The organism is Streptomyces sp. NBC_01017, from assembly GCF_045162795.1.
Lineage (GTDB): Bacteria > Actinomycetota > Actinomycetes > Streptomycetales > Streptomycetaceae > Streptomyces > Streptomyces machairae.
Genome location: NZ_CP108683.1, coordinates 4,451,145 through 4,467,985, shown reverse-complemented (window position 1 = coordinate 4,467,985; position 16,841 = coordinate 4,451,145). Strand labels below are relative to the sequence as shown.

14 protein-coding genes and 1 pseudogene are annotated in these 16,841 nt (G+C 71.4%); 7 read left to right on the top strand and 8 right to left on the bottom strand.

Annotated features, from left to right (window positions below; all coding sequences use genetic code 11):
- The first annotated feature begins 16 nt into the window (after positions 1 to 16).
- Positions 17 to 817, top strand: a complete 801-nt coding sequence (locus OG331_RS20165) for a hypothetical protein (protein ID WP_406198161.1) — start codon at positions 17 to 19, stop codon at positions 815 to 817.
- Between the two features lie 82 nt (positions 818 to 899).
- On the opposite strand, the gene OG331_RS20160 is transcribed toward OG331_RS20165, so the two are convergent.
- Positions 900 to 1,709: a GNAT family N-acetyltransferase gene (locus tag OG331_RS20160; protein WP_406198159.1), complete on the bottom strand. Its 810-nt coding sequence runs from the start codon at positions 1,707 to 1,709 to the stop codon at positions 900 to 902.
- Between the two features lie 398 nt (positions 1,710 to 2,107).
- Between OG331_RS20160 and OG331_RS20155 the strand changes: the two genes are divergently transcribed.
- Positions 2,108 to 2,770, top strand: a complete 663-nt coding sequence (locus OG331_RS20155) for an RNA polymerase sigma factor (RefSeq protein ID WP_362385093.1) — start codon at positions 2,108 to 2,110, stop codon at positions 2,768 to 2,770.
- Positions 2,770 to 3,903: a hypothetical protein gene (locus tag OG331_RS20150; protein ID WP_406198156.1), complete on the top strand. Its 1,134-nt coding sequence runs from the start codon at positions 2,770 to 2,772 to the stop codon at positions 3,901 to 3,903. Before OG331_RS20155 ends, OG331_RS20150 begins: the two co-directional genes overlap by 1 nt.
- A gap of 200 nt (positions 3,904 to 4,103) precedes the next feature.
- Here the strand turns inward: OG331_RS20150 and OG331_RS20145 are convergent, their stop codons facing one another.
- Positions 4,104 to 4,964, bottom strand: coding sequence for a L,D-transpeptidase family protein (locus OG331_RS20145; RefSeq protein ID WP_406198154.1), 861 nt, complete (start codon positions 4,962 to 4,964; stop codon positions 4,104 to 4,106).
- Positions 4,965 to 5,145: 181 nt separating this feature from the next.
- Here OG331_RS20145 and OG331_RS20140 point away from each other — a divergent pair, with 181 nt between their 5' ends.
- On the top strand, positions 5,146 to 6,726 hold the full coding sequence (locus OG331_RS20140) for a methylmalonyl-CoA mutase (RefSeq protein WP_406198152.1): 1,581 nt from the start codon (positions 5,146 to 5,148) through the stop codon (positions 6,724 to 6,726).
- A 31-nt stretch (positions 6,727 to 6,757) separates the two neighbouring features.
- Positions 6,758 to 6,829 (top strand): annotated as a pseudogene (locus OG331_RS20135) (LysE family transporter); the annotation flags it as partial.
- On the opposite strand, the gene OG331_RS20130 reads toward OG331_RS20135, so the two are convergent.
- Positions 6,830 to 8,251, bottom strand: coding sequence for an FAD-dependent oxidoreductase (locus OG331_RS20130; RefSeq protein ID WP_406198149.1), 1,422 nt, complete (start codon positions 8,249 to 8,251; stop codon positions 6,830 to 6,832). It abuts the pseudogene before it with no gap.
- 73 nt (positions 8,252 to 8,324) lie between these two features.
- On the opposite strand from OG331_RS20130, the gene OG331_RS20125 reads away from it, so the two are divergent.
- Positions 8,325 to 8,975: a TetR/AcrR family transcriptional regulator gene (locus tag OG331_RS20125; protein WP_328424254.1), complete on the top strand. Its 651-nt coding sequence runs from the start codon at positions 8,325 to 8,327 to the stop codon at positions 8,973 to 8,975.
- Positions 8,976 to 8,988: 13 nt separating this feature from the next.
- On the opposite strand, the gene OG331_RS20120 is transcribed toward OG331_RS20125, so the two are convergent.
- The 5 genes from OG331_RS20120 to OG331_RS20100 form a co-directional block, all read right to left on the bottom strand.
- Positions 8,989 to 9,918, bottom strand: a complete 930-nt coding sequence (locus tag OG331_RS20120; protein ID WP_406198146.1) for a class I SAM-dependent methyltransferase — start codon at positions 9,916 to 9,918, stop codon at positions 8,989 to 8,991.
- 200 nt (positions 9,919 to 10,118) lie between these two features.
- Complete coding sequence (locus tag OG331_RS20115) at positions 10,119 to 10,991, bottom strand: sulfotransferase family protein (protein ID WP_406210153.1); 873 nt, start codon at positions 10,989 to 10,991, stop codon at positions 10,119 to 10,121.
- Between the two features lie 146 nt (positions 10,992 to 11,137).
- Positions 11,138 to 12,307 carry an acyltransferase family protein gene (locus OG331_RS20110; RefSeq protein WP_406198143.1) on the bottom strand — a complete coding sequence of 390 codons (1,170 nt, stop codon included), beginning with the start codon at positions 12,305 to 12,307 and terminating at the stop codon, positions 11,138 to 11,140.
- A 666-nt stretch (positions 12,308 to 12,973) separates the two neighbouring features.
- Positions 12,974 to 14,308 (bottom strand): alpha-2,8-polysialyltransferase family protein, encoded by a 1,335-nt coding sequence (locus OG331_RS20105; RefSeq protein ID WP_406198141.1) that lies wholly within the window; start codon positions 14,306 to 14,308, stop codon positions 12,974 to 12,976.
- Positions 14,305 to 15,282 (bottom strand): glycosyltransferase family 2 protein, encoded by a 978-nt coding sequence (locus tag OG331_RS20100; RefSeq protein WP_406198139.1) that lies wholly within the window; start codon positions 15,280 to 15,282, stop codon positions 14,305 to 14,307. The genes OG331_RS20105 and OG331_RS20100 overlap by 4 nt, the downstream gene beginning before the upstream one ends.
- Positions 15,283 to 15,480: 198 nt before the next feature.
- Here OG331_RS20100 and OG331_RS20095 point away from each other — a divergent pair, with 198 nt between their 5' ends.
- A complete protein-coding gene (locus OG331_RS20095; protein WP_406198136.1) occupies positions 15,481 to 16,794 on the top strand; it encodes a DUF6716 putative glycosyltransferase in 1,314 nt (437 codons plus the stop codon).
- The last annotated feature ends 47 nt before the right edge of the window (positions 16,795 to 16,841 follow it).

The following is a 16,841-nucleotide window of genomic DNA, read 5'->3' as shown; positions in this document are numbered from 1 at the left end:
GGACGGGAAGACGGACATGGGTGAACGGCAGAGCGGCGGCGGAGAATCCGGCCGTCGGCGTGCGCACCCTGACGACCGGGCCCGGGGTCACGGCTCCGGCCCGGCAGTGGCCCTCGACGACGCCGAGCTGGAGGCGCTGCTCTCCGCCGCCGTACTGCGCGGGCATCGCGTGGACACCGAGGGCGAGCAGCGTGCCGTGGCCGCGTTCCGCGCCGCCCGCGCCGCGGGGGCACACCGGGCACGCACCCGGCGCCGGGACGACTGGCGGCCGTGCGAGCGGCGTCGGCTGGCGCTGTCGGTGAAGACCACGCTCTCCCTGTTCGTCGCGAGCCTCACGCTGGGCGGCGTGGCGGTCGCCGCGATCGGCTCGTCCGGCTCCTCGGAGGCCCCCGGCGAGGACAGGGCCAGGCCCACCCCGGCGGCCGGCGCCTCCGACGGGCCGGCCGCCGCGCACCGCTCCGCGGCGCCCGGCGTCGCCTCCGCCAAGCCCGCCCACCCGACCACCGCCCAGGACACCGAGGCCGAGTGCCGCGCGTACGACCAGGTCGAGGAGCGCGGCAACGCCCTGGACTCGACGGCCTGGCAGCGGCTCGTCGTGGCGGCGGGCGGTGCGGACAGGGTGGCCGCGTACTGCGTCGAGCAGTTGGCGGGGGCGAAGAGCGGGCCGACGAACGGGCCCAGGAACAAGGACGACGGGGGCGGCACCACCGGCCAGGGTCAGGCCCCGGTCCCGGGCTCGGGCGACAAGGGCGAGGGCGAGGGCGGCAGGATCGCCGAGAAGGCCGACAAGGCCGGTAAGGCCGACACCAAGGACTGAGTCCGCCCGCCGGACCTTTCAGCGAGCCATCTCCCGCGGCTGAAACGCGAGACGGACAAGCTGGAGACCTGGTTCGAAACCCCTACGGCGTGCGGAACCCGCGAAAGGTCACCTGCATGCGGCTTTCGAAGCCGAGCCGTTCGTAGAGTGCGATCGCGGCGGTGTTCGTGTCGGCCACGTGCAGGAAGGGGCGTTCGTCCCGGGACAGGATGCGTGCGGCCAGGGCGCTCACCAGGCGGTGAGCGTGGCCTTGCCCGCGTGCCTCGGGCGCTGTGCAGACGGCGCTGATCTCGGTCCACCCCGGAGGCCGTAGCCGCTCGCCGGCCATGGCCACCAGCTTGCCGCCCGCCCGGATGCCGAGGTAGGTGCCGAGTTCGCGGGTGCGCGGCCGTAACGGTCCCGGTTGCGTCCGTGCCACGAGGTCGAGCATCTCCGGTACGTCGGACGCACCGAGTTCGACCACGCCGGCGTCGATCGCGGTACGGGCCGTGGGCCGGTCGCTGCCGGGCCGGATCATCTGCCGGCCTTCGAGGACGAAGACCGGCTCCCAGTCCGGCGGCGGGACCGCCGGGCAGCTGAACAGGTCGGCGAACCCGCCTCGGCCGAGCAGCCGGGCGAGGTCGGCCCAGTCCGCCGGGTCCGCGGCGGGGGACACCGCCGAGAAGGTCGCGATGTCCGGCAGGTAGGTGGCGGCACGGCCGAGCCGGCGGGCCAGGCCTGAGTGGTGGCCGCGCAGCGACTCGCCCACTGGGTCGTCGAGTACGGCTGCATCCCCGCTCAACACCAGAACTTCCTCCAGGGCGTCCGGCTTCGGGTCCGGACCGGGCTCGGCCGTCTTCAGGGTACGGATCATGAAGTGCGCGACGTAAGCCTGGTGTCTGGTGCGGAGCACGACCAGTGGGTCAGCGAAGTCCGCGGCGGCTACCTCGTTGTCGACGTCCGGTAGCGGGGCGGGGCCAGGGCGCGAGACGACCGGGGCCGCCACCCCCCACAGGAGAGGCCCCGGCCGTCGCGCGGTACGGGCCGCGCGGCGGCCCGTACCTTCTACAGCGTCATGACTGCGTTTTCTGTCACACCCGTGCGGACACATCGCGGATTCCGGGGTAGTTGCACGTTGTACGGACATGGACGAGCAGCGCTTTCAGGCCGTAACGTGCCTTTCGCGCCGGACGCGGAAGGTGTACGACCACCGCAACCACCTGCGGTTCCAGAACCGCAATCAACTGAGGAACCACGACGGCGAGAACCGGTCCGCGACAGCGGCACCGGCTGAGGCGCAAAAGGGGCGCAGTGCTGGGGGACGACGCGGAGCTGACCGCCGCGGTGCTTGCGGCACAGGACGGGGACGAGAGCGCGTTCCGGACTGTGTACCGCGCTGTGCACCCGCGGCTGCTCGGGTACGTACGGACGCTGGTCGGCGACCCGGACGCCGAGGACGTCGCGTCTGAGGCGTGGCTGCAGATAGCGCGTGACCTGGAGCGCTTCAGCGGGGACGCGGACCGCTTCCGTGGCTGGGCCGCGCGGATAGCCCGTAACCGCGCGCTGGACCACATACGCATGCGCGGCCGCCGCCCCGCGATCGGCGGCGACGAGACGGAGCTGACCGGGAAGGCTGCCGAGTCCGACACGGCGGGCGAGGCCATGGAGGCCCTGGCCACCGACGGCACCCTCTCCCTCATCGCCCGCCTGCCGCAGGACCAGGCCGAGGCCGTCGTCCTGCGCGTGGTCGTGGGGCTCGACGCCAAGACGGCCGCTCAGACGCTGGGCAAGCGTCCGGGTGCCGTACGAACCGCCGCGCACCGGGGTCTGAAGCGGCTCGCCGAGCTGCTCGGCGACGATCCGGAATCGGCCGGGGTGCTCGACGCCCTGCCTCCCCAGCGAGGAACCCGCGACCGTGCGGTGACGTCTGCGAGTGTGACGCATATGCGTGCGCGTACGCAGAAGGATGTGTGATGGCCGACGAGCAGTACAGGTGGCTGGACCGCGAAACGGCGGATCGTTTGCTGGGCGGAGAGTCACTGGAAGCTGTCGACCCGGCCGACCGAGACCAGGCCGAACGCCTCGCCAAGACGCTTGAGGCGCTGACCGCCGAACCCGCGCTGAGCAGCGCGGAACTCCCGGGAGAGGCCGCAGCGTTGGCGGCGTTCCGCGCGGCGCGCGCGGGCCGGGACCCCGCGTCCGCGACCGTCGGCCACAGTTCCGCATCCGGTGCCTCCGAGGTCTCCGACGCCCCCGGCGCAGGGCCCGTCGACGTCGGACTGGTCCGCATCGGTGGCGCCGACAACGGTGTCTGCCGCCCCCGCCGACCCCGCTGGGCCCGCCCCGTACGGCTCGGTCTCGCCGCCGCGCTGGCCGTCGGCATGGTCGGCGGAGTCGCGGTCGCGGCCGGAACCGGAGTCCTGACATCGCCGTTCGTCGGAGACGAAGGGGGCCGCCCGGCCGCCACGGTCTCGGCACCGGCACCGCCGGAACGCCCGCTCTTCTCGCCCTCGCCGGAGGGCGGTGTGCGGGGCGGACCCACGCCCGACGACGACTCGCAGGCCCCCACCGACCCGGGCACCACCGAGGGCGCCGAACCCGGCGGTCCCGCCCCGGACCGCGGATCCGCCCCCGGCCGGGACAAGGCCGCCCGCGGCTGGTGGAAGGTCGTCACGGCGTACTGCCGCGACCTGCGCGACGGCAAGGAACTGTCGAGCGACCGCCGCCGTGCCCTGGAGAGCGCGGCGGGTGGCTCCGAGCGCGTGCGGAAGTACTGCCGGGGCGTCCTCGGTGCCGTCGGCGACGGCACCTGGGGCAAGTCGGGCAGCGGCAAGGACGGGGACCGCGACCGGGACCGGGAACGGGACAGGAACCGGGACCGGGACAGCGACGACGACGAGGGTGACCGTGCCGGTTCGGGTGGCGACGGCTGGGGCGGCCGGGACGGCGACGACGACCGTGACCACCACGGTCACCGCGGCCGTGACCGTGACGGCGGCCGTGACGGCCACCGCACGCAAGGCGCCGTAGCGGCCACGTCCACTGTGGTGGCGCGGACGGCGGCCCTTCTGCCGGGCCGTGCCCTCACTTCCGTAACAAGTCGCTGACCTGCAGTTTTGTGATTAGTTGAAAATTCTTCGCCGCCGGAGTGACACTTTCGGCCGCCATGGCGCTGATGTGAGTGAGCCGACTGGTCATCGGCCGTCGCACAGAGCCGGGGTTCCCCCCGTACCTACGGCTCGTGCATCGGCGCGGGCGGGACACGTTCCCCCGGTCCCGCCCGCGCCCCACACCCACCTCCCGCGCCTCACCAGTGGACGACGACCTTGTCGCCGGTCCCCACCTGCGCGAACATCTCCGCGATCGCCCGCTCGTCCCGGACGTTGACACAGCCGTGCGAGGCGCCGGCGTAGCCCGTGGCAGCGAAGTCGGACGAGTAGTGCACCGCCTGGCCCCCGCTGAAGAACATCGCGTACGGCATCGGTGAGTCATAGAGCGTCGACACATGGTGCCGTGACTTCCAGTAGACGCTGAACACACCTTCCCGGGTCGGTGTGTACTGCGACCCGAACCGTACGGGCACGGTCAGGACCGACCGCCCGTCGATCATCCAGCGCAGGGTCCGGCTCGACTTGCTGATGCACAGCACCCGGCCGGTCAGGCACCGCGCGTCCGGCGCGTCGGCCGGCTGGCCGCCCATCAGGTACAGGTCCCACTTGCCGGGCTCGCGCGTCATCTTCAGCAGCCGCTCCCAGGTGACCTCGTCGGTCTTCCCCGTTCTCGGCAGCCCCCGCTTGCCCTGGAAGCCCCTGACCGCCTGCTCCGTCAGATCGTCGTACGTCCCGGTCGGCCCGTCGAAGAGCCAGGCGATCTGACGCAGACGGGCCTGGAGCTCCCGGATGTCACGGCCCTCGTCGCCCCGCGACCACAGCACGGCGGCCGGTGCCGCGGGCGTGGGCTTCGCGCTCGGCTTGTCGTCGGGAGGCGCCGACTTCGGGGACGGTGTGCCGCTCGGGAGCTCTATGTGCACGGGCGAGCGCCGATCCTCCTCGCCGGAGGCCTGCACGGTGCAGCCGCACAGCACGGTCAGCGCGGCACCGCAGGCCAGTGCGGCGGTCCCTCGTCCCGTGCCCCTGCCCCGTGTCCGCCCCATACCCCTGGTACGCATCCCGGCCCCCGTCGTCTCACCGCGGCCACCCCCGACCGCCCGACCGCCCTGGTGTCACCTGAGATGTTCCCCGCACGTGACCGGTTGCGAACTACGCGGCATGGTTGGACACAGAGGTGAAGGACACCGTCCACCGTCCGCGGTGGCGGGCGACAGCCACGGCGAGCTCGGAGGCCACACCATGGCGCGAGAGTCTGAGTCCAAAGTGCCCATCGAGCCGGTTTACGGGCCGGACGCGCTGAGCGGCTGGGACCCGGCCGAGAAGCTGGGGGAGCCGGGCTCGTACCCCTTCACCCGCGGCGTGTACCCCACGATGTACACCGGCCGCCCCTGGACGATGCGCCAGTACGCCGGCTTCGGCACGGCGACGGAGTCCAACGCCCGCTACCGGCAGCTGATCGCCCACGGCACGACCGGCCTGTCGGTCGCCTTCGACCTGCCCACCCAGATGGGCCACGACTCCGACGCGCCGATCGCGCACGGCGAGGTCGGCAAGGTGGGCGTTGCCATCGACTCGGTCGACGACATGCGGGTGCTGTTCGACGGGATCCCGCTGGACCAGGTGTCGACGTCGATGACGATCAACGCGCCGGCCGCGCTGCTGCTTCTGCTGTACCAGCTGGTCGCGGAGGAGCAGGGGGTCCCGGCGGACCGGCTCACCGGCACGATCCAGAACGACGTGCTGAAGGAGTACATCGCGCGTGGGACGTACATCTTCCCGCCGAAGCCCTCGCTCCGGCTGATCGCCGACATCTTCCGGTACTGCCAGGCCGAGATCCCGCGCTGGAACACGATCTCGATCTCCGGCTACCACATGGCCGAGGCCGGCGCGTCCCCCGCGCAGGAGATCGCCTTCACGCTCGCCGACGGCATCGAGTACGTCCGCACGGCGGTGGCGGCGGGCATGGACGTGGACGACTTCGCGCCCCGGCTGTCCTTCTTCTTCGTGGCCCGTACGACGATCCTGGAGGAGGTCGCCAAGTTCCGTGCGGCGCGCAGGATCTGGGCCCGGGTGATGCGGGACGAGTTCGGCGCGCGGAACCCCAAGTCCCTGATGCTGCGCTTTCACACGCAGACGGCCGGCGTCCAGCTGACGGCCCAGCAGCCGGAGGTGAACCTGGTGCGCGTGGCGGTCCAGGGCCTCGCGGCCGTCCTCGGCGGCACCCAGTCCCTGCACACCAACTCCTTCGACGAGGCGATCGCGCTGCCCACGGACAAGAGCGCCCGCCTCGCGCTGCGCACCCAGCAGGTGCTGGCGTACGAGACGGACGTGACGGCGACCGTGGACCCCTTCGCGGGCTCGTACGCCATCGAGCGGATGACCGACGACGTCGAGGCGGCAGCGGTGGAGCTGATGCAGCGCGTCGAGGACCTCGGCGGCGCGGTGGCGGCCATCGAGGACGGCTTCCAGAAGGGCGAGATCGAGCGAAACGCGTACCGGATCGCCCAGGAGACGGACGCCGCCGAACGGGTCGTCGTCGGCGTCAACCGCTTCCAGCTCGACGAGGAGGAGCCGTACGAGCCCCTCCGCGTCGACCCCGCGATCGAGGCCCGGCAGGCGGAGCGCCTCGCGAAGCTGCGCGCGGGGCGCGACCGGGGCGCGGTGGACTCGGCCCTGGCCGCGCTGAAGAAGGCCGCCGCGGGGGAGGACAACGTCCTGTACCCGATGAAGGACGCGCTGCGGGCCCGGGCGACGGTGGGGGAGGTGTGCAACGCGCTGCGGGAGATCTGGGGGACGTACGTCCCGAGCGACGCCTTCTGATCCGCGCCGTCCCGCCCGCTGAAATCCGGGATTCCGGCGGGCCTTGGTCGTCAGCCTCCTCAACCCCAAGGCGATCCTCTTCCTCGTCGCCTTCTTCGTGCAATCAGAGGCCGACGCGCGCCAGGTAGGCAGTCAGGCCGTCGGCCGCCTCGCCCGCCCACCCCACATACCCGTCCGGCCGGACCAGGAGCAGACCCTTCCCGTACGACGCCTGCTCCTGCCCGCCGACCACCCGTACCGCCTCCGGCAGTTCCGGTGCCGGCGCGCCCACCGCGACCAGCGTCCAGTGCGGTCCCCGGAACGCGTCGAACAGCCGCACGCCGCCCAGCGTCCCGTCCGGCGCGCGATCGCCCGCCCGCACCGGGCCCGGCGCCGGCCGTGTCTCCCGGGTCAGCGGCGACTCCCGGTACCCCAGGCCGAGCTGGCGGGTCGCCTCGCCGCGGCGCACCTGGCCGCGGTGCACGCTCGTCGACAGGCCGAGCATGTCCGCGGCGATGGGACGCCGTTCCTCCTCGTAGGTGTCGAGGAGTGCCGCGTCGGCCCCGTCCCGCAGCACCGCGCCCAGTTTCCAGCCCAGGTTGTAGGCGTCCTGGACGCTGGTGTTGAGGCCCTGCCCGCCGGCCGGCGAGTGGATGTGCGCGGCGTCCCCCGCGAGGAACACCCGCCCGTCCCGGAACCGGTCCGCCAGCGCCGCGCGCGGCCGGAAGTCCGAGGCCCAGCGGACCTCCGTCACGTCTTCCGGCGCGAGGTGGGAACGCGCGGCGACCGCCTTGCGCACGCCGTCCGCCGAGACGTCCACCGACGCCCCCTCGGGGAACCGGGCCGCGACCTGGAAGTCCTCCGTGCCGGCGAGCGGACAGATCGCGAGGAAGTCCTGGCCCTCCCCGCGCGGCGGGAAGAGGTGCCAGTTGTCCCGGTCCAGGCCCGTGATCCTGACGTCCGCCACCAGCGTCGGGTTCGGGTCGACGGTCTCGCCGGTCATGCCGATGCCGAGGGCCCGCCGTACGGCCGAACGCCCGCCGTCGGCGGCGACGACGTACCGCGCGCGGACGCTCCCGCCCGCCGCGAAGCGGGCCGTCACGCCGTCCTCGTCCTGTGCGACCCCGACGAGCTCCCGGCCGAAGGCGACCTTTCCGCCCAGCTCCGTCAGCCGCGCGAAGAGGATCTCCTGCGTCCGCCACTGCGGGACCATCCACGGCTCGGTGTACGGCGAGTCCTCCGTGACCTCCGCCGGGTCGAACATCTGGTGCTCGCCGACCCGCCTGCCGTCCTGCCAGATCATCCCGACCGGATAGCTGCCGCCCGCCGCGCGGATCGCGTCGAGCACGCCGAGGTCGTCGAAGACCTCCATCGTGCGCGGCTGGATCCCCTTGCCCCGTGAGCCGGGGAAGAGCCGATCTGCCCGCTCCACGACGAGCGCGTCCACGCCGCGCCGGGCGAGATCGATGCCGAGGGCGAGGCCGGTGGGGCCCGCGCCGACGATCAGTACATCCGTGTCCGCCGGTGCATCCGCATGCGTGTTCATGAGCGCCATCTCCTTAACGCTGTTAAGTTCCCTTGGCCACGAGCGTGCCCTTAACGGCGTTAAGCTGTCAAGCGTGAATACGGAACGCCGAGCGCCCCTCGATCGCACACGCGTCGCGGACACCGCCCTCAAGCTCCTGAACGAGGTCGGCCTCGACGGCCTGACCCTCCGGGCCATCGCCAAGGAACTGGACGTCAAGGCGCCGGCCCTGTACTGGCACTTCAAGGACAAACAGGCGCTGCTCGACGAGATGGCGACCGAGATGTACCGGCGGATGGTCGCCGCGACGCCCCTCGACCCGGACGAGGGCTGGCGGGAGCGGCTCCTGAGGTCCAACCGGGGGCTGCGCGCGGCGCTGCTCGGCTACCGCGACGGGGCCAAGGTCTTCAGCGGCTCACGCTTCACCGGCATCGAGCACGCCGAGCAGATGGAGGACAACCTGCGCCTGTTCACGGCCGCCGGCTTCGCCCTCGCCGACGCGGTCCGCGCGACCTCGACGACGTACTTCTACACCCTCGGCTTCGTCACCGAGGAGCAGGGCGTCGAACCGCTCGCGGGTGAACGCCGTGAGGGGTACGACATAGAGCAGCGCGCCCGCCTGATGGCCGACTTTCCCTTGTCGGCTCAGGCGGGCGCGGAGATCTTCACCGACTACGACCGGCACTTCGAGGAGGGGCTGGCGGTGGTGATCGCCGGCATCGAGGCGCGGTACGGGGTCGGCTGAGCGGTGCGGCGGATCACCTCGCCCGGCGGCGGGCGTTGCGGATCGCGCGGGTGACGACCGGCGGGAGCACATCCGCGGCGAGCTTGCGGGCGCGGCTGCGCGGCGGCTTCGGACGCGCGGGGCGAGCGGCGGAGGCGGCGGGCGCGGCGGGCGCGGAGGGCTCCGCGGGGATGCTGTCCGCGTGCCGGGACGGCGGGAACGGCGGGGCCTGCATGCCCTTGGCCTTGAGGCGGATGATGCGGTGTCCGGCCGCCTGCTGGACGCTGAGGTGGCAGTCCTTGCGGGCCCGCACCATCGCCAGCAGCTCCTCCTGGACCGGCTCGGGGTCGCCCCAGGTGGCGTACAGCTTCTGGGTGCTCAGACAGATCGGGCGCAGGCCACGGTTGATCACGGCCTCCCAGGTGGCTATCGCCACTCCCGGCGTGTGCTCGGAGCGGAAGTCGTCCAGGACGACCACCCCGTCCGGCAGCAGCAGGTCGTGAGCCGCGCCGATGTCGCCGTACACGTGCTCGTACAGGTGCGAGCCGTCGACGTGGACGAACCGGCAGGAGCCCGCCGGGACCTCGTCGGGCACGATCGAGCTGGGGCCCTGAAGGACGCGCGGCAGTTCGTCGTGGAAGGAGAGGTAGTTCTCCTCGAAGGCCTGCCGGGTCAGCGCGCTGTACGACTTCGTCGACTCCGCCTTGTTGGCGTCGTCCGGCGCGTCTCCCTCGAAGAGGTCGCACACCGTGTAGCGCTCACCCGGCTGGAGGCGCCGGCCGAGGAAGGTCGCGCTCTTACCCATGAACACCCCGACCTCCAGCAGGTCGCCGCGCATCCCCGAGGACTGCTGCCGGTCGAGGAGCCAGTCGAAGAGCACCTGGTCGAGCGGGGGGAACCAGCCGGGGACGTCGTCAAGGGTGCGGGGGCGTCGGACGGCGGGCGAGGACTGTGTGGCTGCCATAGGCGCGAGCACTCCGTTGTGATCCTGCGAGTCGGACGGGGTACTCCGGTGTCTGCCCCGTGCGAATACGCCAAACCAGCTGTGCGATGAACGGCAGGACAACATCGCATGGTCAACGGGGGGCTCATCGGTTTCCGCGCGGTGTACCGGATCGCCGGGCCGTGGCAGGCCGCGCCCGGCGGGGCCTCGACCAGCGATTTTCAGTCCGGATAGCCCCATGCGCGGGCCAATTCCGCCAGCCGTTTCGGAAGCTCGACGTCCGGGTGGGCGGTGCGGGCGGGCTGGATCCGGCCGGACTTGAGGGTGCTGGACCAGTCGCCGAGCTGGGGGCGGAGGGTGCCGTGGTCCTGTGCGCCGTAGTCGAGCATGCCGGGCTCCCACGGGAGGCCGAGGTAGGCGCAGATGCCGCGGGTGACCCGCTCCGGCTCCGCGGTCAGCTCCTCGTACCGGATCACATGGGCGTCGAGGTTCTGCCGCGCCTCCTCCAGCTTCTCGCTGTAGCCGAGGACCTCGGCCCGGACGGCCTCGTGGTCGGGGTCCGCCCGGCGGCTGGTCAGGGACGCGATCACGGCGGCCGGGTGACGCAGCAGGAGGATGTGGCGTGCCTGGGGCCAACATCGGTGCAGCCGGGGCCAGATGAGGGTGTTCGGCGGGGTCTTGTCGACGATGACGTCCTTGCCGCTGCGGGTGAGCTCCAGATGCAGAACCCGGTCCCACAGCAGGTGCTCCAGCTCGTCCTTGTCGAGCTCCAGCTCCCGCATGGCGGCCGCGGTGAACTCGCGGGAGAGGTGCACGTGCAGCGTGCGCAGATGCATCTCGTGCGGGGCCCGGATCCGGCTGTGGCTGTTCAGCAGCACCCGCAGCAGCGTCGAGCCGGAACGCACCGAGGACAGCACGAAGACCGGCGACTCCACCAGGCGCGGAGCGGGCGGAGCGGGCGGGGCGGTGTAGCCGGCTTCGGCGTCATCCGCGCTGCGGGGCGAGGGGACGGCGTTCAGGTTCCCGCGCGGTGGGCTCACGGCCTGCATCATCAGCCTGCCCCGACGCTTCAGTCCCTTGCTGATCGCCGTCATCCGAGGGTCTCGCACGGTGACACCTTTCTTTCGCGCTGTGCCTCCGCATCCCAGGGGCGGCAGTTGAACGGCAGATGGCGCGCAGGAGAAGCAAAGCGGGGACGTGCATGCGCACATCCCCGCTGACCAGGTGTCTTACCGCTTCCTTAATTCTTCCTGGGAATCGAGGCCAGCTTGCGGCGAATCAGCGGAGTGGCCCAGTCCTCCACGTACCGGTTGAGCAGCCGGGCGAGCAGCAGCATCGCGCCGACGGTCAGCAGGACGGTGGCGTACGACGGGATGTTCAGCCCCTGGTGGAGTGCCTTGATGACGACCCAGCCCAGGTGCTCGTGCACGAGGTAGAAGGGGTACGTCAGGGCGCCCGCGACCGTCAGCCAGCGCCAGTTGGCCCAGTGCAGCCGGCCCAGGGCGATCGCGGCCACGGCGACGTAGCCCAGGGTGACCACCAGCATGATGCCGAAGGAGCTGCGGTAGGAGAACGCGTCCACGTCGGGGGCGTGCCACAGCCGCGACACCGCGTAGTGCTGGCCGATCAGCCAGCTCACGATCACGATGCCCCAGGCGTACACGTCCTTGCGGTCGCGGTGCACCAGGTACAGGCCGACGCCGCCGATGAAGTACGGGGCGTACTCGGGCATCAGGACGATGTCGAGGAGCGGCTGCTGCGCACCCTCCGTGATGACCGCGGCGAGGGTCCAGACGGCGCAGAACAGGATCACGCGGCGGCGGGTCGCGCCGGGCAGTACCACGCACAGCGCGAACAGGGCGTAGAAGCGGATCTCCGCCCACAGGGTCCAGCACACGCCGAGCACCCGGTCGACGCCCAGCGGCTGCTGAAGCATCGTCAGGTTCACCAGGGCGTCGCTGGGGGACACCGCCTTGTACGTGACGACGGGCAGTGCGAAGACGAGCGTCACGATGACGATGGCCGCCCAGTAGGCCGGCAGCAGCCGGGCGGCGCGGGACGCGAAGAACGACTTCAGCGGCCTGCCCCAGCCGCTCATGCAGATCACGAACCCGCTGATCACGAAGAACACCTGGACACCCAGGCAGCCGTACGCGAAGTAGCCGTGCAGCGTGGGGAACTGCTGCTGGGGCGAGCTTCCCCAGGCGTCGGTGACCTCGCCGCCGCGGCCGCCGTAGTGGTACGCCGCCACCATCAGCGCGGCGACCAGGCGCAGTCCGTCCAGTGCGCGCAACCGGGTCTCGCGAGGCTTGTCCGGCTTGGGTGGGCGGGACGAGGCGACCGGTGGGAGGACGGTGCGTACCACGGTGCCCGTGGAGGTCACTTTGGTGTCCTCGGGCGTGTCGATCACAGGATTCCCCTCGCTGGGATTCAGCCGGACCACAGCACACTAGTCCGAATCCAAGCGCCCACTTCGGCGAGCGGCGCAAGATTCGCCCCGCCGTCCGCGCGAGTTCACCTATGCGTCGCTTCCAACTCCGACCCCACCGGCCTCACCCGCGCGACGCCCCCCGGTTGTGAAAACGCCGCATAGACGGAGTGTCGTTCCGGCGACGCGGGGGTGCCTTGTTGGGGGCGGGCCCGGGTGGGTGAGGGCAGTTGAACAACTGCCCGACGGGGAGGGGCGGGCGGGGTCCTCCGGGCGTATCAGCGGGACGTCGAATGGCCCGATGGGCGCCCCCGCGCGGCGTCGCCCTCGGCGGGCTGTGCGCAGCGCTGTCCCTGCCGTGGCCGGGGACCGCAGGCCCCCACGCTCGAACAGCCTCGCCGCAGCGCCGCCACTCTTCCGCGGCCGGCCGGAGGCTCCTCCTGCTCGGACAGCCTCGCGCGAAGGCGCTCCGTCAGGGCCCCCGGCGGGCGCATTCCGGGCTCACGTCAGCCTCGCGCCGGGTGCACCACAACGGCCTCTCTTCCGTGGCCGGCCGCCGGAGGCCCCGTGCCGAAGAGAGAGGGGCGTGGGGCGCCCCCGACGTCAAGACGCCGTCAGTTCCCTTCCGAGTGGTCCGCCGGCCAGGCGTCAGCGGCGTACCGCCCGTCGCAGGTTGCGGGCCTTTCGGGCCATGCGGCGGACCGTGGCGTTGCGGGGGATGAAGGACAGCTGGGCGGGGAGGCCGCCCGGCAGGGCCAGGGAGGTGAGGCGCTTGCGCTTGAAGTAGCGGAGCGTCCGCTCGCTCAGGTTCTTGGAGAGGTAGCGCTCCGTCTCCTCGCGCAGCCCCGGCAGGATCTTCGGCTGCATCGCGAAGCCCACCGCACGCACCAGCGCCCCCAGCGCACCGACGTCCATGCTCCGGCGCTGCTCGGTGACCGCGGTACGGTCGCCCAGCTCCGGAAGCAGCGCGTGCACGATCGTGACCGGCACCCGGTTGCTGTTCTCGTACGGTGTCAGCCGCTCCAGCAGCAGCTCGGTGCCCACCTGCGCGACCGGCAGGCCGTACAGCGCGGACGCGGTGAGCAGGGCCGTGGAGAAGCAGCCCACCACCAGCGCGGGCCGCATCCGCTGGTACAGCACCTCGGCGAGAACCGGCGTGTCGAGCACGGTGAGCTCGACGCCGAGCTTCTCCGCCTCCTTCTCCAGGCTGCGGGTGAAGCGGGCCGGAGCCGAGGGGTGCGGCTTGAACACCACCTTGTCGTGGCCCAGCCCGGCCGCGCCCTTCAGCATCCGCACATGCAGGTCCTCCTCCTCGTCATCGCTGAGGATGCCGAGCGCGGAGAGGTACTGACCGAGCAGCAGCGCGGGTTCCTCGATCTCCGGCAGCGCGTCACCGGAAGCGACGAGTTCCGCCAGCACCTTGGTGATGGCCGGAGTCGGCACGATCTCCGCCGGCACACCGAACTCGGTGAGCAGCAGCGGCTTCAGACCGGGCACCAGGTCGAGGTGGAGCACCCGGTCCACGCGGGTGCCGACCAGCGGGTCGATCTTGTTGCGGGTGGGGCCGTAACTCATCAGGCCGTCGGCGTAGACGGTGACCGGCGCGCCGGTGAAGATCTGCGCGATGCCCAGCGACGGGTTGACCTGGATCGACTCCACCGCCAACTCGACGTCGTCGTCGCCGAGTTGCCACTCGTGGCGCAGGAACCTCTCCCACAGCGGCAGGTCGTCCTGCCGGGGCGACCAGCCACCGGGGTGGAAGGGGAAGATCGTCTCGTTGTACGACAGCACGTTGTCGAAGCGCTCACGCAGCCGCTCGAAGCCCGGCATCTCGTCGAGGCCGGGCGTCGTCTCGGGCGTGGTGGCGTTGTTGCAGACCAGCAGGATGCGCCGGTCGGCGGGGCGGAAGCAGCCGGAGTCCAGGGCGGTGGCGAGGGTGGCCACGCCGTAGAGGGTGGACGCCTGGAAGATCTGGGTGGTCACGCGGCGACCCCCGCAGGAGCGGGACGGCGACGCAGCCGGCGCAGCCGCGTGGCGCGCTGGATGTCCATGGAGTCCAGCGCCTCGTCCAGTACGTTCTGCGGCATGCGGCGCAGGGCCGCGGCACTCATGGATTTCAGCTTTTTCGCCACCGCGGGCTCGAACCTTTCGATGGATCCCAGATGATGGGAAATGATGGCGCAATAAGTACGCACGGCCTTCGGCAGGAGTTTGTCCGCCTCCCGGTCCTGCGCGGTTTCCTCGATGACCTGGTCGAACGCACGAATGAAATCGAGTTGGCGCACATCGCCGATCTGGGTGAGCGAAGAGGCGACCCCACGCCGGTAGAAGACGCCGAGCAGGCTCACCGCGGCGAAGGAATCCGCCTCCCGGTGCAGCTTCCAGATCCACGGCCGGTCCTCGGCGGTACGCAGCCCGTCGGTGAAGTGCAGCACCCCCTTGTCGACCAGCCGGCGGTGGTAGATCCCCGCCCAGGCGTACGCGTAGTCGACGGAGGTGGAACGGTCGGCGGGCAGGATCGCCTCGCGCGGAGTCATCACGACGTTCCGGCGCCCGTGCGGCACCCGGTGCACAGCGCGCGCCCGTGCCGTGCACTGGACGTGGTCGGTGCGCAGGAAGTCGCAGCCCAACTCCTCGATCGCGGCGACCAGCCGGGGGTAGTAGCCGGGGGCGAGCCAGTCGTCGCCGTCCAGGAACGTCAGGTACTCGCCGCGTGCGCGGTCGATACCGGTGTTGCGCGCGGTCGCCAGTCCCCCGTTCTTCTCGTGTCTGACATATACCGCGCCTGGCAACTCGCGTTCCGCGCGCGCGAGGATCTCTGGCGTCCCGTCGCGCGAGCAGTCGTCGACGAGAATGAATTCGAAGTCCTCACGTGCGTTCGCACGCAGGCTCCTCAGGGTGTCGGGCGCGTATTGCTGCACGTTGTAGAACGGCACGATGACGGAGAGCTTGACCACGCAATGGACGTTAGGACGAAGCCCGTCATTCGTCTTGACGATCGCCTTGAATCGAGGTGAACGACGTGTGGCGAAGCCGTGAACCGGGCTTTTTTACAGCCCGTTCCCGGCTCGATTCGCCGTTCGTCGATGTGCTGTTAACCGTCTGTTGCATTCTGGTTGGGCAGAACCTCGAAAAGGCTTCCTAGCGTCTTCGGTGTGCCAGCAAGTGCGACGAAGACCCGACGAGTTGCCGTCCTCGCGGATTCCGATACCCGGTGGAAATGGGGCGCGCTCACCGCGAACCGTATCTCCCCGGAGGATTCGGACATCCGTCTGGACGGATTCCTCCTGCGTGGCCGGGCCACCCCCACCGCCCGCCAGCTCCAGGAGGTGGGCGTCCACGCCGACTCCCTCCGTGAGGTGAGCGCCGTCGAGTTCCTGCGCACCATGGCGCAGGAGTCGTACGACGTCCTGGTCCTCGCCCTCGTCGGCGGGGGCGTACAGGCCATGCTGCACGGCCTCAAGCGGGTCTGGGAAGAGCAGCCCCAGCGGCCCGTGATCGTCACCGGCTACGTCGGTGTCGTCTACGAGAAGCTCGCCGACGGCCTGCTCCTGCGGCACGGCGCGGACCTCGTCCTCGCCAACTCCCGCCAGGACGCCGAGCGTTTCCGCGCGGTGTACGTCGGGGTCGGCGCCGACTCCTCGGCGGTGACCGAGGTCGCCCTACCGTTCCTCGGCGGCGCGCCCTACCCCGGCGAGCACGACCCGTACACGGTCGTCTTCGCCGCCCAGCCCTCCGTGCCGGACAGCCGCAAGGACCGTACGTACCTGCTGAACCGGCTCATCCAGCATGCCCGCAGGCACCCCGAGCGCGAGGTGCTGCTCAAGCTGCGCTCCAAGCCGGGCGAACACACCACGCACATCGAGGAGTTGCCGTACCAGAAGCTGGTCCAGCGGCTCGACCCGCCGGCCAACTTCAAACTGGTGTACGGGAACATGGGCGAGGTCCTCGACCGCACCGACCTGCTGGTCACGATCAGCTCCACGGCGGCGCTGGAGTCGCTGCACCGCCGTATCCCCACCGTCGTCCTCAGCGACCTCGGCGTGCGCGAGGTGCTCGGCAACCACCACTTCGTGGGCTCCGGCTGCCTCGCCTCCTGGGACCGGCTGGACGACGGGTACAGCCCGACGCCCGACGAGGAATGGGTCTCCCGGCAGGGCGTCTGCGCCGACGGCTCGTACGCCACCGCCTTCGACGCGGCCCGCGAGCGCATCACCAAGCTGCTGGAACGTCCGGGCGGTCTGCCCGCCCTCACGCCGTACTACACGCCGGCCACCGCGCCCGGCTATCTGCCCGGCATCCTCGCCCGCCACCACCTCGGCCCGGACGGCAGCCCGCTGCCCGGCGCCCCCGCCCACGACAGGGAGCCCGGCCCCGTCCGGCAGATCGTGCGCCGGGCGGCGCGCGGCGCCTACCGGCACGGCGTGCAGCGCGTGGCCCCCGTCATCCGGCGGATGGGGGAGCTGTGAGCGACCCGACCGGGGCGCCGGGACGCGCCCCGAAGCCTTTGCAAGGA